The sequence below is a fragment of the Pseudomonas sp. R151218B TE3479 genome, assembly GCF_053629195.1.
Genome location: NZ_JBRJHV010000001.1, coordinates 4,820,375 through 4,833,541 on the forward strand (window position 1 = coordinate 4,820,375; position 13,167 = coordinate 4,833,541).

General features: G+C 60.8%; 12 protein-coding genes. 6 read left to right on the plus strand and 6 right to left on the minus strand.

Annotation, left to right across the window (positions count from 1 at the left end; translation table 11 throughout):
- Positions 1-156: 156 nt before the first annotated feature.
- On the minus strand, positions 157-1,119 hold the full coding sequence (locus tag AB7M32_RS20645; protein WP_454251163.1) for a diguanylate cyclase: 963 nt from the start codon (positions 1,117-1,119) through the stop codon (positions 157-159).
- A 137-nt stretch (positions 1,120-1,256) separates the two neighbouring features.
- On the opposite strand from AB7M32_RS20645, the gene AB7M32_RS20650 reads away from it, so the two are divergent.
- On the plus strand, positions 1,257-2,081 hold the full coding sequence (locus tag AB7M32_RS20650) for an AraC family transcriptional regulator (RefSeq protein ID WP_454251164.1): 825 nt from the start codon (positions 1,257-1,259) through the stop codon (positions 2,079-2,081).
- 89 nt (positions 2,082-2,170) lie between these two features.
- Here AB7M32_RS20650 and AB7M32_RS20655 read toward each other — a convergent pair whose 3' ends face one another.
- Together AB7M32_RS20655 and AB7M32_RS20660 are read right to left on the minus strand one after the other, a co-directional pair.
- Positions 2,171-2,758, minus strand: coding sequence for a LysE family translocator (locus AB7M32_RS20655; RefSeq protein WP_454251165.1), 588 nt, complete (start codon positions 2,756-2,758; stop codon positions 2,171-2,173).
- Positions 2,759-2,933: 175 nt separating this feature from the next.
- Entirely contained in the window at positions 2,934-3,380 is a 447-nt protein-coding gene (locus AB7M32_RS20660; RefSeq protein WP_454251166.1) for a hypothetical protein, read from the minus strand.
- A 145-nt stretch (positions 3,381-3,525) separates the two neighbouring features.
- On the opposite strand from AB7M32_RS20660, the gene AB7M32_RS20665 reads away from it, so the two are divergent.
- From AB7M32_RS20665 to AB7M32_RS20675, 3 genes are all read left to right on the plus strand, one after another.
- Entirely contained in the window at positions 3,526-4,608 is a 1,083-nt protein-coding gene (locus AB7M32_RS20665; RefSeq protein WP_454251167.1) for a bifunctional transcriptional activator/DNA repair enzyme AdaA, read from the plus strand.
- 23 nt (positions 4,609-4,631) lie between these two features.
- On the plus strand, positions 4,632-5,249 hold the full coding sequence (locus AB7M32_RS20670) for a DNA-3-methyladenine glycosylase family protein (protein WP_454251168.1): 618 nt from the start codon (positions 4,632-4,634) through the stop codon (positions 5,247-5,249).
- A gap of 181 nt (positions 5,250-5,430) precedes the next feature.
- Positions 5,431-5,919, plus strand: a complete 489-nt coding sequence (locus tag AB7M32_RS20675) for a GFA family protein (RefSeq protein ID WP_454251169.1) — start codon at positions 5,431-5,433, stop codon at positions 5,917-5,919.
- A 123-nt stretch (positions 5,920-6,042) separates the two neighbouring features.
- Here the strand turns inward: AB7M32_RS20675 and miaE are convergent, their stop codons facing one another.
- A complete protein-coding gene (gene miaE / locus AB7M32_RS20680; RefSeq protein ID WP_060741958.1) occupies positions 6,043-6,648 on the minus strand; it encodes a tRNA-(ms[2]io[6]A)-hydroxylase in 606 nt (201 codons plus the stop codon).
- 178 nt (positions 6,649-6,826) lie between these two features.
- Here miaE and AB7M32_RS20685 point away from each other — a divergent pair, with 178 nt between their 5' ends.
- Positions 6,827-7,690, plus strand: coding sequence for a universal stress protein (locus AB7M32_RS20685; RefSeq protein WP_454251170.1), 864 nt, complete (start codon positions 6,827-6,829; stop codon positions 7,688-7,690).
- A gap of 185 nt (positions 7,691-7,875) precedes the next feature.
- Here AB7M32_RS20685 and AB7M32_RS20690 read toward each other — a convergent pair whose 3' ends face one another.
- Positions 7,876-8,346: a DUF1289 domain-containing protein gene (locus tag AB7M32_RS20690; RefSeq protein WP_072404597.1), complete on the minus strand. Its 471-nt coding sequence runs from the start codon at positions 8,344-8,346 to the stop codon at positions 7,876-7,878.
- A gap of 407 nt (positions 8,347-8,753) precedes the next feature.
- Between AB7M32_RS20690 and acnB the strand changes: the two genes are divergently transcribed.
- A complete protein-coding gene (gene acnB, locus AB7M32_RS20695; protein ID WP_072404599.1) occupies positions 8,754-11,363 on the plus strand; it encodes a bifunctional aconitate hydratase 2/2-methylisocitrate dehydratase in 2,610 nt (869 codons plus the stop codon).
- A gap of 392 nt (positions 11,364-11,755) precedes the next feature.
- Here acnB and AB7M32_RS20700 read toward each other — a convergent pair whose 3' ends face one another.
- Positions 11,756-13,036, minus strand: a complete 1,281-nt coding sequence (locus AB7M32_RS20700; protein WP_072404601.1) for a serine/threonine transporter — start codon at positions 13,034-13,036, stop codon at positions 11,756-11,758.
- Positions 13,037-13,167: the final 131 nt, after the last annotated feature.

Below are 13,167 nucleotides of genomic sequence, written 5' to 3' on the forward strand. Positions count from 1 at the left end.
GCCCTGGAAAGGCCAAGCGGCTTTTTTATGTCCACCACAAATCCCTGTGGGAGCGAGCTTGCTCGCGATGGCGGTGGGTTAGCTGGATTGATGTTGAATGGACCGCCGCCTTCGCGAGCAAGCTCGCTCCCACACGGGATCGGCGGTTGGCTTGCGCTAACTGCGAAGCGCCTGCTTCTGCGCATACATCGCCGCATCGGCCTCGGCCAATAGATTGTCGATTGACCGATGGCGCTGGGCGTCGTATTCGATCTGGCCCACGCTGAAACGAATGTCATAGCCACGCTGCAACATCGCATTGCGCTCATCGAGGATTTCCTTGAGGCGCGCCATGATCGCCGAGGTCTCGACATAGGAAGAGCCAGTGAGCAGCGCCACGAACTCATCACCGCCCAGGCGACCGATCACATCACTTTCTCGAAAGGCGATACGCAGCACATCAGCGAAGGTTTTCAGCGCGCTGTCACCCTCGGCATGCCCATAGCGATCGTTGATCGGCTTGAAGTCGTTGAGGTCGAAGAACAGCAACGTTGCCGGTCGCGACAAGCGATCACACACATTCAACGCATGCTGGGCCAACGTCCTGAAGCCGCGCCGATTGGACAACAGCGTCAACTCGTCCATGCTCGCCATCTGCACCGCAACCATTTCCTGCTCGGCCATGCGCGCCAAGTCGCGCAGCAGTTCGCGCTCTTCGTCATTGAGCTGGCGCGGCTTGGTGTCGAGCAGGCACAGCGTGCCAAGCTTGCTGCCATCCTCCAACCCCAGCGGATGCCCGGCGTAGAAACGAATGCCAGGCTTGTCCGTGACCAAAGGATTGTCGTGAAACCGATCGTCCTGCTCCGCGTCGCAGATTTCCAGAATCTGATCCTGCAAAATCGCATGCCCACAGAAGGAAACTTCCCGCGGGGTTTCGCTGGCATCCAGGCCGGCATTGGACTTGAACCACTGCCGGTTGGCGTCCACCAGAGACACCAGGGCGATGGGCACGTCAAACAGACGCCGGGCAAGGCGAGTCAGGCGATCAAACCGTTCTTCGGGTGCGGTATCGAGCAGCTTGAGCGAATGCAGATTCTTGAGACGAACCGCTTCGTTGTCCGGTTTACCTGGCGCAAGCATCGGGAACTCCATGGGCGAGACTTCATGGAGTCTAGTTCAGGGCCACTGCCGTTCAAACCGAACAGCCAAATCAATCGGGCATTTGCCGGCCGGGGCTAATACACTGCTTTACAGATTCAAGACGAGGACGCTGACCGATGAAGCACGCCACCCATGACGCCGCCCCACGCTTCTGGCGCGACGCGGCCCTGCCCTTCATCGAAGCCCGGGCCATTGCCGATGGGCGCAAGGTCTGCTATTCACGCCACTCCCACGACCATTTTTCCATCGGCGCGATCACCGCCGGGCGCAGCACCTATATTCATGAGCGGTCGAATTTCCAGGTGCAGAGTGGCACGGTGGTGTTGATGAACCCCGGCGATGTCCATGCATGCAACCCGATCGACGATGAGCCGTGGTCGTATGTCATGCTGTACGTCGATACCCTGTGGCTCAGGGATCTGCAACGTCGTATCGGTTTCGATGAAACCCTGGATTTCCAAAGCTTTTCCACCACCCACAGCCGTGATGTCGAGCTGTTTTCCGCCTTGCAAGGGTTGTATGAGCAATTGGTGGATGAGCGGCTCGGCATCGACCGCAAGCGCAGCGCCGCCGAGGCGTTTTTCACTGACCTGCAACAACGGCTCAACCCTGCCGGCCGTCCGGACCGGGGCAGCCACCCGGGTTTGATGCGCGCGGCGCAGTTCATCCACGACCATTGCAGCGAAGCGTTGAAGCTCGAAGACATCTGCGCCGCGGCGCAACTCTCGCCGTCTTACCTGAGCCGCGCCTTCAAGCGTCATTACGGGATGACGCCCCATGCCTTTCTGGTCAACCGCCGAATCCAGTTCGCCCGCCGCCAGCTACGCGAAGGCAAGCTGATCGCCGACGTAGCGCTGGACAGCGGGTTTGCCGACCAGGCGCATTTCCAGCGGGCCTTCAAGCAACACCTGGCGGCTACTCCGGGCCAGTATCGCGGTTGATGCGATGCTCTGACTTAAATACATTCTGTGGCGAGGGAGCTTGCTCCCGCTCGACTGCGCAGCAGTCGCCAAAGATCAGCGGGCTCGACTCAAGGCAACACCAAATACACCGCACTGGCCACCAACAACACCGCCATCGCCCGGTTGAACAGGCGCAGGGTCGCCGGATTCCCCAGCCAAGTACGCAGGAAGCTGCCGGCATAAGCCCAGCAGCCCACCGAGACGTAACAGATCACCAGGTAGATAGCCGCGAACTGCCACACTAGCCGTGCCTCGCCATCGGCCACGAACGCGCCCATCCCCGCGACGCAAGCCAGCCAGGCCTTGGGATTGAGCCATTGCATCAGCGCGCCGTAGAACATCGACGGGGCCCGGTCCTCGTCCTTGGCGCCCAGGTGGCCATTGTCCATCGCCAGTTTCCAGGCCATGAACAACAGGAACGCCACACCGCCCAGTTGCACCACCCGTGTGAGCCCAGGCCAGCGTTGCAGCACTTCATGCAACCCAAGCCCCATCAACACCAATAACAAGACAAAACCCAAGGTGGCGCCGGCCACGTGGCGCAAGGTCGCTCGAAACCCGTACCGGGCCCCGGAACTGAGGGCCACAATGTTGACCGGCCCTGGCGTAATGGAGGCGACCAAGGCAAACGCCGCCATGGAAAGAATCAGACTCATCGCAAACCTTCTTCATATCTGTGAGGTGGCGATCAAGGTAAATCGCCCGTTATCGCAGGTATTGAAGAAAACTGCCTCATGAGGGATCCACGGTGAGCTCACCCCTCGAAACAAATCCTGCGCCCACAAAAAAGCCGCGACATCTGGATCAGGCATCGCGGCTTTTTTTGCCGAATCAGCGGTCGTTCTTGATCGACGAACTGGTTGCGTTGCTCAGGCCTTTGGTGTTGTGGGTACCCGGAGTAGCCGTGGAAATCGCGGAAGCCTTGGTCAAGCCACGAGTATCGCGGTCCTTGGCGATGCCCGACGTGAGCGAAGCCTTGCTGGTTCGGTCGGTGCGGGTGGTTCCGATGTGTTTGCCGCTCACGCCATGATCGCGCGTAGCGGTGCCGACATGGTCCCTATCCAGGCCCTTGCCAAGGCCGCTGGATTCGCCGGATTTGCCACTGCCCTTGCCGCCACCGTTGCCGCCGCCATTGCCACCGCCACCGCCACCGCCATGACCACCACCGGCGGCGTAGCTCGCACCAATGGGCGACAGGTCGGCGGGCAGCAACGCCGAGGCACCCAGCATCAGGGCGCAGACAGCAACGGCGATCAGGGATTTCTTATGTTTGGTCATGATGTCTCCGAAAGACAAAAACAGCGGTTGAATCTTTAAGACTCGGAGGTTCAAATTTTGTTCATGAGCATCCGACCAACTGCGCGGAAAATTCACTGTCGATTTTCCGGTGGAGTCGTCCCGGGCACGGTTCTATGCTCTGCCCATGAACCTACAAGACTCGCTGCTCCCGCCCCACGCCGAGATGGTCCGTGCCATGCTCGAACGAGACACCGCCTACGAGGGGGTGTTCTTCACTGCGGTCAAGACCACCGGCATCTTCTGTCGTCCCAGTTGCACCGCGCGCAAGCCGAAGCCGGAGAACGTGGAGTTCTTCGCCCATGCCGACGAAGCCATGTCGGCCGGCTACCGCGCCTGCCTGCGCTGCAAGCCGCTGGACGCCGCCGCCATCGCGCCGGACTGGATCCAGGCCCTGCTCAAAGCGGTGAACGCCGAACCCGACCTGCGCTGGACCGACGCCCTGCTGCTGGAACAAGGTGTCGAACCGCTGAAACTGCGGCGCTGGTTCAAGCAACATTTCGGCATGACCTTTCACGCCTACCTGCGCACCCGCCGCCTGGGCATCGCCTTGGGCGGCATCAAGGACGGCACTTCCATCGACAATGCTGCGTTCGATTCCGGTTATGAGTCGTTGAGCGGTTTTCGGGACGCCTTCGTCAAATCCTTCCGCATCACACCGGGCCAGGCCGCCCTTAGTGAACCCCTGTTGTTTACCCGCCTGACCACGCCACTGGGGCCGATGCTGGCCATGGCCGAACGGCGGGGCCTGGTGCTGCTGGAATTCCTCGACCGTCCGGCCCTGACCAAGGAGCTGGAAGAGCTGCAGCAACGCTATGGCTACACGGTCGCGCCGGGGCACAACGCTCACCTGCAACAGATCGAAACCGAACTGGCCGACTATTTCGCCGGCAAGCTCACGACGTTCAATGTCCCGCTGCACATGCCCGGCAGCGCCTTCGCCGCGCGGGTCTGGGCTGAGTTGCAAAAAATCCCCTTCGGCGAAACCCGCAGCTACGGCGGCATCGCCGCGGCCGTGGGCAGCCCTGGTGCCAGCCGCGCCGTGGGCCTGGCCAATGGGCAGAATCGCTTGGCCATCGTCATTCCGTGCCACCGGGTGATCGGTGCGGATGGCTCGTTGACCGGTTATGGTGGCGGCCAGCCGCGCAAGGCGTTTCTGTTGCGGCTGGAAAAAGCCGCGGTACAGGTTTCACTGCCCCTGGCGTTTTGAGCGCTCCGGAGAACGAACACTTGATGCCTGTGCCCTATCACGACGCCAGTGCCTTCCTGGCCAACCTCGACGAAGACTGGCGACGGCATGTCGCGACGATCGGCCCTTGCCTGCTGCAGCCCAAGCCGGCCCGCGATCCCTATGAAGCCCTGGTCCGGGCGATTGCCTACCAGCAACTGCATGCCAAGGCAGGCGATGCGATTCTGGGCCGGTTGCTGGCGTTGTTCCCAGCGCGGACATTCCCAACACCCATGCAGATCCTGGCGACCGATGTTGCTCAATTGCGCGGTTGTGGGTTCTCCGCCAGCAAGATCGCGACCATCCAGGGCATCGCCCAAGCGGCCCTGGACGGGGTGGTGCCGAATTTTGCCACGGCGCGGGCAATGGAAGACGAAGCATTGATCGAGCGCTTGGTCAGCCTGCGCGGCGTCGGGCGCTGGACCGTGGAGATGCTGCTGATCTACAGCCTGGAACGACCCGACATCCTGCCGGCTGATGACTTTGGGGTGCGCGAGGGTTATCGACGACTCAAGGGGTTGGCGCAACAACCCAGCCGCAAGCAGATGGTCGAGATCGGCCTGGCCTGGAGCCCTTATCGGACGGTGGCGGCGTGGTATTTGTGGCGGGTGCCCGGTCGTTAGACCGTGTCATCGTTCATCGCGAGCAAGCTCGCTCCCACATTGGACTTGGGAAGTTCACAAATCCTCTGTGGGAGCGAGCTTGCTCGCGATGGCGTCCGCATGTCATTCATGATTCAACTATCCAGAACATCGGGCTGTACGGGCTGTCCAGAGTCATTACAGTCCCCAATAGGAGGTTCCCATGCAGCTCGAAGGATCCTGCCACTGCGGCGCCGTGTCGTTCAGCCTGGCCTGTGCCCACCCCTACCCTTATCAACGCTGCTACTGCTCGATCTGTCGCAAGACCCAGGGCGGCGGCGGTTATGCGATCAACCTGGGGGGCGATGCCCGAAGCCTGAAGGTGCGCGGTCGCAAGCACATCTCGATCTACCATGCACGGCTCAAGGACGAAGGCGATAAACGCGCCCACCGCAGCAGTGCCGAACGGCATTTCTGTTCCCTGTGCGGTTCGGGGTTGTGGCTGTTCAGCCCCGAATGGCCGGAACTGGTGCACCCGTTTGCCTCAGCCATCGACACACCGCTGCCGGTACCGCCGGAGCACACCCACTTGATGCTCGGTTCCAAGGCGCCGTGGGTGGAGGTCGAGGCGCATAAGGGCGACCAGCAGTTCGATGTCTATCCCGAGGAGTCCATTGCTCAGTGGCATGAACGCCAGGGGCTGGTCACTTAGAGATGCAGTGCTGCATAAGGCCCCATCGCGAGCAAGCTCGCTCCCACATTGGACTTGGGAAGTTCACAAATCCCCTGTGGGAGCGAGCTTGCTCGCGATGACGCCAGTACCGGCAGCTCTGCACTATCGAGCCGGCACACCACTGTGGAACCGGAATTCCACATCCGGCGATTCGATCAGTTCCCGCTCGGCCTCACGGACCTTGTCGATCACCTGGGCAATGTCCTTGGCGTCGCCGTACTGGTAGGCCAGTTTCAGGTAACCCTGGAAATGCCGGGCTTCGCTTTTCAGCAAGCCGAAATAGAACTTGCCCAGCTCCTCGTCCAAGTGCGGCACCAAAGCTTCGAAGCGCTCGCAACTGCGGGCTTCGATGAAGGCACCGACCACCAGGGTGTCCACCAGCTTGACCGGTTCGTGGCTGCGTACCACCTTGCGCAGCCCCGAGGCATAACGCCCGGCGGAAAGCTGGCGCAAGCCGATCTTGCGTTTCTTCATCAGGCGCATGACCTGCTCGTGATGCACCAGCTCTTCCCGGGCCAGGCGCGACATCAGGTTGATCAGGTCGACGTGGGAATGGTATTTGGCGATCAGGCTCAGGGCGGTGCTGGCCGCCTTGAATTCGCAGTTCTTGTGGTCGATCAGCAACGTTTCCTGGTCGGCCAGCGCGGCCTGGACCCAGGCATCGGGGGTGCGGCAACCAAGGAATTCGTGGATTTCGGGAAGATTCATGGGGCTCACGGGCAAAGGTAGTCGAGCGAAGGGCGCCGATTATACCGGCCTGCCTCCAGACCACCAGCCACCGCCATTGTTATGCATCAAGTCGACGACTCACCCACAGCAACTAGACTGCCCCACAACAACTATAGTTGAGCTACGCCAGCCTTTTCATTGCAGGAGAACGCCGATCATGCAAGCCATTCGCAGCATCCTGGTGGTCATTGAGCCCGAACATTCGGAAAGCCTGGCGCTCAAGCGCGCCAAACTGATCGCCGGGGTGACCCAGGCCCACCTGCACCTGTTGGTGTGCGACAAAAAGCACGACCACGCCGGCATGCTCGGCGTGCTGAAAGCCGCGCTGCTGGCGGACGGCTACAGCGTCACCACCGAACAGGCCTGGAACGAAAGCCTCTACGAAACCATCATCGACGTGCAGCAGGCTGAAGGTTGCGGGCTGGTGATCAAACAACACTTTCCCGACAGCCCACTGAAAAAGGCCCTGCTGACCCCTGCGGACTGGAAACTGCTACGCCATTGCCCAACCCCGGTGCTGCTGGTGAAAACCGCCGGTTCCTGGAAAGACAAGGTGATCCTGGCCGCCGTCGACGTTGGCAATGCCGACGGCGAACACCGCCACCTGCACTCCACCATCATCGACCATGGCTATGACATCGCGCTCCTCGCCAAGGCGCACCTGCATGTGATCAGCGCCCATCCCTCGCCGATGCTCTCGTCCGCCGACCCGACGTTCCAGCTCAAGGAAACCATCGAGGCCCGCTATCGCGAACAATGCCGGGCGTTCCAGGCCGAGTTCGACATCGACGACCAGCACCTGCACATCGAAGAAGGTCCGGCGGATGTCCTGATTCCGTACATGGCGCGCAAGCTGCAGGCGGCGGTGACTGTGATCGGCACCGTGGCCCGTTCGGGGTTGTCCGGGGTGCTCATCGGCAACACCGCCGAGGCCGTGCTCGATACGCTGGAAAGCGATGTGCTGGTGCTCAAGCCCCAGGAGGTCGAGGACCATCTGGTGGAGTTGGCGGTCAAGGAATAAAGCGAATGGGCTTTTTGTGGCGAGGGAGCTTGCTCCCGCTGGGTTGCGAAGCGACCCTCGCTCTTGATCTTAAAAATTTCTGGCCCTGAAAAATCCAAGCGTCTGCTGCGCAGCCGAGCGGGAGCAAGCTCCCTCGCCACAAAAGCTCCCGGGCACAAAAGCGCCTTTGCACAAATGGCCGGAGGTCAGCCGCCGATCGCATCCTTCAGGAACCCCGGCGCGATGTAACGCTGGTAATGGGCTTCGGACAGAAGGAAAAACTCCCGATCAATGGCATCGCGCAGGTCCGGCAGTTCCCAATCGCGAAACTCCGGCATCAGCACCATGCCGTAGGCTTCCAGGTTGTTGATTACCCGCGCCCCCCGGGCGATCAACTGGTAGGCCCAGCAATATTCCGACTGGTTCGGCACAAAACGGATCTTGCGCGATTCCAGTTGCTGGCGCAGCAACCCGGGGTCGAAAACCTCCAACTTGGCCTCCATCACCTGCACCAACAGTTGCTCGAGCCGCATCCACACCGCACGCTTTTCGTCCTCGTTGTAGCCGTTCCAGTGAATCACTTCATGGTGGAACCGCTTGCAGCCACGGCACACCAGGTCACCGTAGACAGTGGAGCAAAGGCCGACGCAGGGGGTCTTGATGAGCTGGTTGGGCATAAGGAAAAACACACGCAAAAGCAGAACAGGCTGGCATGTTAGCCCTTTGTCTAAGATTGATCACCCCTCAAACTTGAGCGCCCAACTTACCTTTAATTTTTTTTTCCCGTAGAATCAGCCAGCCTTTTAAGGCGCCAATGTCCGTTAGAAGCTGTTTTCAAAGCGTCACGAGCACAGTCGTTCCTTCAGAGCGGTGTTGGCGAGGGGTCTTTCCAGCGGGGAAAGCCCAACGCCAACCCTCATCAGCTCCCGTTCTGCAGGCGTAAAACTTTGAAAGCAGCTTCTGTGAGGAACGTGCGGAAACTCTGGCGTGATGGCTCAAAAAGTCGTCGACGCGCATGAGTACCGTGGGTTCCTGGATGAGCGTCCCGGACACCCATTTGGGACCACTGATGAGGGTAATAACTGTGCTTGAAGCCTACCGCAAACATATCGAAGAGCGTGCAGCCCTGGGTATCGTTCCCCAGCCGCTTAACGCCGAACAAACCGCAGGCCTGATCGAGCTGCTGAAAAATCCTCCGGCTGGCGAAGAAGCTTTCCTCGTTGACCTGATCACCAATCGCGTTCCGCCTGGAGTCGACGAAGCCGCCTACGTCAAAGCCGGTTTCCTGTCTGCCCTGGCCAAGGGCGAAGCCCAATCCCCTCTGCTGGACAAGAAGCGCGCCGTTGAACTGCTCGGCACCATGCAGGGCGGCTACAACATCGTGACCCTGGTGGAGCTGCTGGACGACGCCGAGCTGGCGCCAGTCGCGGCCGAAGAACTCAAGCACACCCTGCTGATGTTCGATGCCTTCCACGACGTGGCTGAAAAAGCCAAGAACGGCAACGTCCACGCCAAAGCCGTGCTGCAATCCTGGGCTGATGGCGAGTGGTTCAAGAAGCGCCCGGTGCTGGCCGACAAGATCAGCCTGCGCGTATTCAAGGTCACTGGCGAAACCAACACCGACGACCTGTCCCCTGCCCCGGACGCCTGGTCCCGCCCGGACATCCCGCTGCACGCCCTGGCCATGCTGAAAATGGCCCGTGACGGCATCGTTCCGGACGAGCAAGGCAAGACCGGCCCGATGAAGCAGATCGAAGAGATGCGTGGCCAAGGCTTCCCGATCGCCTACGTCGGTGACGTGGTCGGTACCGGTTCGTCGCGTAAATCGGCAACCAACTCGGTGCTGTGGTTCTTCGGCGACGACGTTCCTTTCGTTCCGAACAAGCGCGCCGGCGGCTTCTGCTTCGGCAGCAAGATCGCACCGATTTTCTACAACACCATGGAAGACGCCGGCGCCCTGCCGATCGAATTCGATGTGTCCAACATGCACATGGGCGATGTGATCGACCTGTACCCGCATGCTGGCAAAGTCTGCAAGCACGGTACCGATGAAGTCCTGACCACCTTCGAAATGAAGACCCCGGTCCTGTTGGACGAAGTCCGTGCCGGCGGTCGTATCCCGCTGATCATCGGCCGTGGCCTGACCGAGAAGGCACGCGCCGAACTGGGTCTGCCAGCGTTCGACCTGTTCAAGAAGCCTGAGGCCCCCGCTGAAAGCACCAAGGGTTTCACCCTGGCGCAGAAGATGGTCGGCAAGGCGTGCGGTCTGGCGGAAGGCCAAGGCGTACGCCCGGGTACCTACTGCGAACCGAAGATGACCACCGTGGGTTCCCAGGACACCACCGGTCCGATGACCCGTGACGAACTGAAAGACCTGGCGTGCCTGGGCTTCTCGGCTGACCTGGTGATGCAGTCCTTCTGCCACACCGCGGCCTATCCGAAGCCGATCGACGTGACCACCCACCACACCCTGCCTGACTTCATCATGACCCGCGGTGGCGTTTCCCTGCGTCCGGGCGACGGCATCATCCACTCGTGGCTGAACCGCATGCTGCTGCCAGACACCGTGGGTACCGGTGGTGACTCGCACACCCGGTTCCCGATGGGCATCTCGTTCCCGGCCGGTTCCGGCCTGGTCGCGTTCGCCGCTGCCACCGGCGTCATGCCGCTGGACATGCCGGAATCGATCCTGGTGCGCTTCAAAGGCAAAATGAAACCTGGCATCACCCTGCGTGACCTGGTTCATGCCATTCCGTACTTCGCTATCCAGAAGGGCCTGTTGACCGTCGAGAAGAAAGGCAAGAAAAACGCCTTCTCCGGCCGCATCCTGGAAATCGAAGGCCTGGAAGGCTTGACCCTGGAACAGGCTTTCGAATTGTCCGACGCCTCGGCCGAGCGTTCGGCTGCCGGTTGCACCATCAAGCTGTCGAAAGAGTCGATCACCGAGTACCTGCAATCGAACATCACCCTGCTGCGCTGGATGATCGGCGAAGGCTACGGTGATGCACGTACCCTGGAACGTCGCGCCCAAGCGATGGAAGCCTGGATCGCGAACCCGCAACTGATGGAAGCCGATGCCGACGCCGAATACGCCGAAGTCATCGAAATCGATCTGGCGGACATCAACGAGCCTGTGCTCTGCGCGCCGAACGATCCGGACGACGCCCGTCTGTTGTCCAGCGTTGCTGGCGAGAAGATCGACGAAGTGTTCATCGGTTCGTGCATGACCAACATCGGTCACTTCCGCGCCGCCGGTAAACTGCTGGAGCAGGTCAAGGGGCAACTGCCAACCCGTCTGTGGCTGTCGCCGCCGACCAAGATGGACGCCCACCAGCTCACCGAAGAAGGCTACTACGGCATCTACGGCAAGGCCGGTGCACGGATGGAAATGCCAGGCTGCTCGCTGTGCATGGGTAACCAGGCACGCGTCGAGCCGAACTCCACCGTGGTGTCGACCTCGACCCGTAACTTCCCGAACCGTCTGGGTGACGGCGCGAACGTCTACCTGGCTTCGGCCGAGCTGGCGTCCGTGGCTTCGATCCTGGGTCGCCTGCCGACCGTCGAGGAGTACATGGAATACGCCGGCAAGATCGACAGCATGGCGGCGGACGTGTACCGCTACCTGAGCTTCGACCAGATCGCCGAGTTCCGTGAAGCGGCTGCAAATGCCAACATCCCGGTCGTTCAAGCGTAAAGCTTAAAACGCCCAACTAAAAACGCCGCCCTTCTTGCGAGGGGCGGCGTTTTTTTATGCCTGTCATTTCGATGCTGGCCGAACCACCGCTATCGCGAGCAAGCTCGCTCCCACAGGGGAGTTGTGGTGGATGTAAGTTCTGTGAACACCCGAGAGCAATGTGGGAGCGAGCTTGCTCGCGATGACGGCGACACATCCAATATCAATGCAAACTGACCCACCGCTTTCGCGAGCAAGCCCGCTCCCACAGGGGATTTGGGGTGATTGCAATTTCCATGAACACCCGAAACCAATGTGGGAGCGAGCTTGCTCGCGATGACGGCGGCACATCCAACATCCCTGCCAGTTGACCCACCGCTTTCGCGAGCAAACCCGCTCCCACAAGGTGATGGTCAAGCCATCAGGGAGTAGACCAACGCCGTAATCGCCACCAAACCCACCAACACAACGAAGACGTTGGATGCCTGGCCGCGATAGCGTGCCATGGCCGGGACTTTGCGGATGGCATACATCGGCATCAGGAACAGGATGGCTGCGATGACCGGGCCGCCCAGGGTTTCGATCATGCCCAGGATGCTCGGGTTGAGGGTGGCGACGATCCAGCACACCACCAGCATGAACGCTGCGGTGAGGCGGTCCAGGGTCTTGGGTGCCGGACGGCGGCCGCTCTTGACGATCAGGCCCTTGAGACCTTCGCTGGCGCCGATGTAGTGCCCCAGGAACGATTTGGAAATGGCGACAAACGCAATCAACGGCGCGGCAAAAGCGATGGTCGGGTTGCTGAAATGGTTAGCCAGGTACGACAGGATCGACAGGTTCTGCGCCTTGGCCTCGGCCAATTGCGCCGGGGTCAGGGTCAGCACGCAACTGAACACGAAGAACAGCACCATCACCACCATCAGCACATGGGCGCGCGACAGGATCTGCGAACTGCGCGCCTCGGCGTTGCCACCGTAGCGACGCTTCTGGTCCACCGCAAACGCCGAGATGATCGGCGAGTGGTTGAACGAGAACACCATCACCGGGATCGCCAGCCACAAGGTATGCAACAACGCCGAAGGTTCAGGCGGCGTCGACGCCGTGCTCAGGATACCGCCGCTCCAGTGGGGAATCAGGAACACCGCCAGAAACAACAACGCCACGATGAACGGGTAGACCATCAGGCTCATGGCCTTGACGATCGCCTGCTCGCCGCAACGGACCACCGCCAGCAGGCCGAGGATCAGCACCAGGGAGAGCACGGCCCGAGGGGGCGGCTGGATATGCAACTGATGCTCCAGGAAGCTGCCCACCGTATTGGTCAGCGCCACGCTGTAGATCAGCAGGATCGGGAAAATGGCAAAGAAGTACAAAAGCGTGATCAGTGCACCGGCCTTGAGGCCGAAATGCTCTTCCACCACCTCGGTGATGTCCGCGCCGTCGCGACCGGACAACACGAAACGGGTCAGGCCCCGGTGGGCGTAGAACGTCATGGGGAACGCCAGCAATGCCAGGATCAGCAGCGGCCAAAAGCCACCCAAGCCCGCATTGATGGGTAAGAACAGAGTGCCTGCACCGATGGCGGTGCCAAACAGACCCAGCATCCAGGTGGTGTCCTGGCGACTCCATTGGCTGAGGGTGGTTGGGACTGTCGTTTCAAAGCGCTCTTCGACGCTATTGGCCTGATCATTCATCCGGTCGGATCTCCGCTTTCCGGTCACATGCACCCGGCCGGGACGAGTCGGAAAACCCCGACAGGCAGCGCCCTGGCCGAAACAGGGGCGCGATTGTCCGGGATTCACGAGCAGAAGCAAAGACTTAGCTG

Bases quoted from the DNA above. Each gene is read 5' to 3' on its own strand.
- AB7M32_RS20660 (WP_454251166.1), bottom strand. From the start codon at position 3,380: ATGACCAAACATAAGAAATCCCTGATCGCCGTTGCTGTCTGCGCCCTG.
- miaE (WP_060741958.1), bottom strand. From the start codon at position 6,648: ATGAATCTTCCCGAAATCCACGAATTCCTTGGTTGCCGCACCCCCGAT.
- AB7M32_RS20645 (WP_454251163.1), bottom strand. From the start codon at position 1,119: ATGCTTGCGCCAGGTAAACCGGACAACGAAGCGGTTCGTCTCAAGAAT.
- AB7M32_RS20675 (WP_454251169.1), top strand. From the start codon at position 5,431: ATGCAGCTCGAAGGATCCTGCCACTGCGGCGCCGTGTCGTTCAGCCTG.
- AB7M32_RS20685 (WP_454251170.1), top strand. From the start codon at position 6,827: ATGCAAGCCATTCGCAGCATCCTGGTGGTCATTGAGCCCGAACATTCG.
- AB7M32_RS20690 (WP_072404597.1), bottom strand. From the start codon at position 8,346: ATGCCCAACCAGCTCATCAAGACCCCCTGCGTCGGCCTTTGCTCCACT.
- AB7M32_RS20665 (WP_454251167.1), top strand. From the start codon at position 3,526: ATGAACCTACAAGACTCGCTGCTCCCGCCCCACGCCGAGATGGTCCGT.
- AB7M32_RS20655 (WP_454251165.1), bottom strand. From the start codon at position 2,758: ATGAGTCTGATTCTTTCCATGGCGGCGTTTGCCTTGGTCGCCTCCATT.
- AB7M32_RS20700 (WP_072404601.1), bottom strand. From the start codon at position 13,036: ATGAATGATCAGGCCAATAGCGTCGAAGAGCGCTTTGAAACGACAGTC.
- AB7M32_RS20650 (WP_454251164.1), top strand. From the start codon at position 1,257: ATGAAGCACGCCACCCATGACGCCGCCCCACGCTTCTGGCGCGACGCG.
- AB7M32_RS20670 (WP_454251168.1), top strand. From the start codon at position 4,632: ATGCCTGTGCCCTATCACGACGCCAGTGCCTTCCTGGCCAACCTCGAC.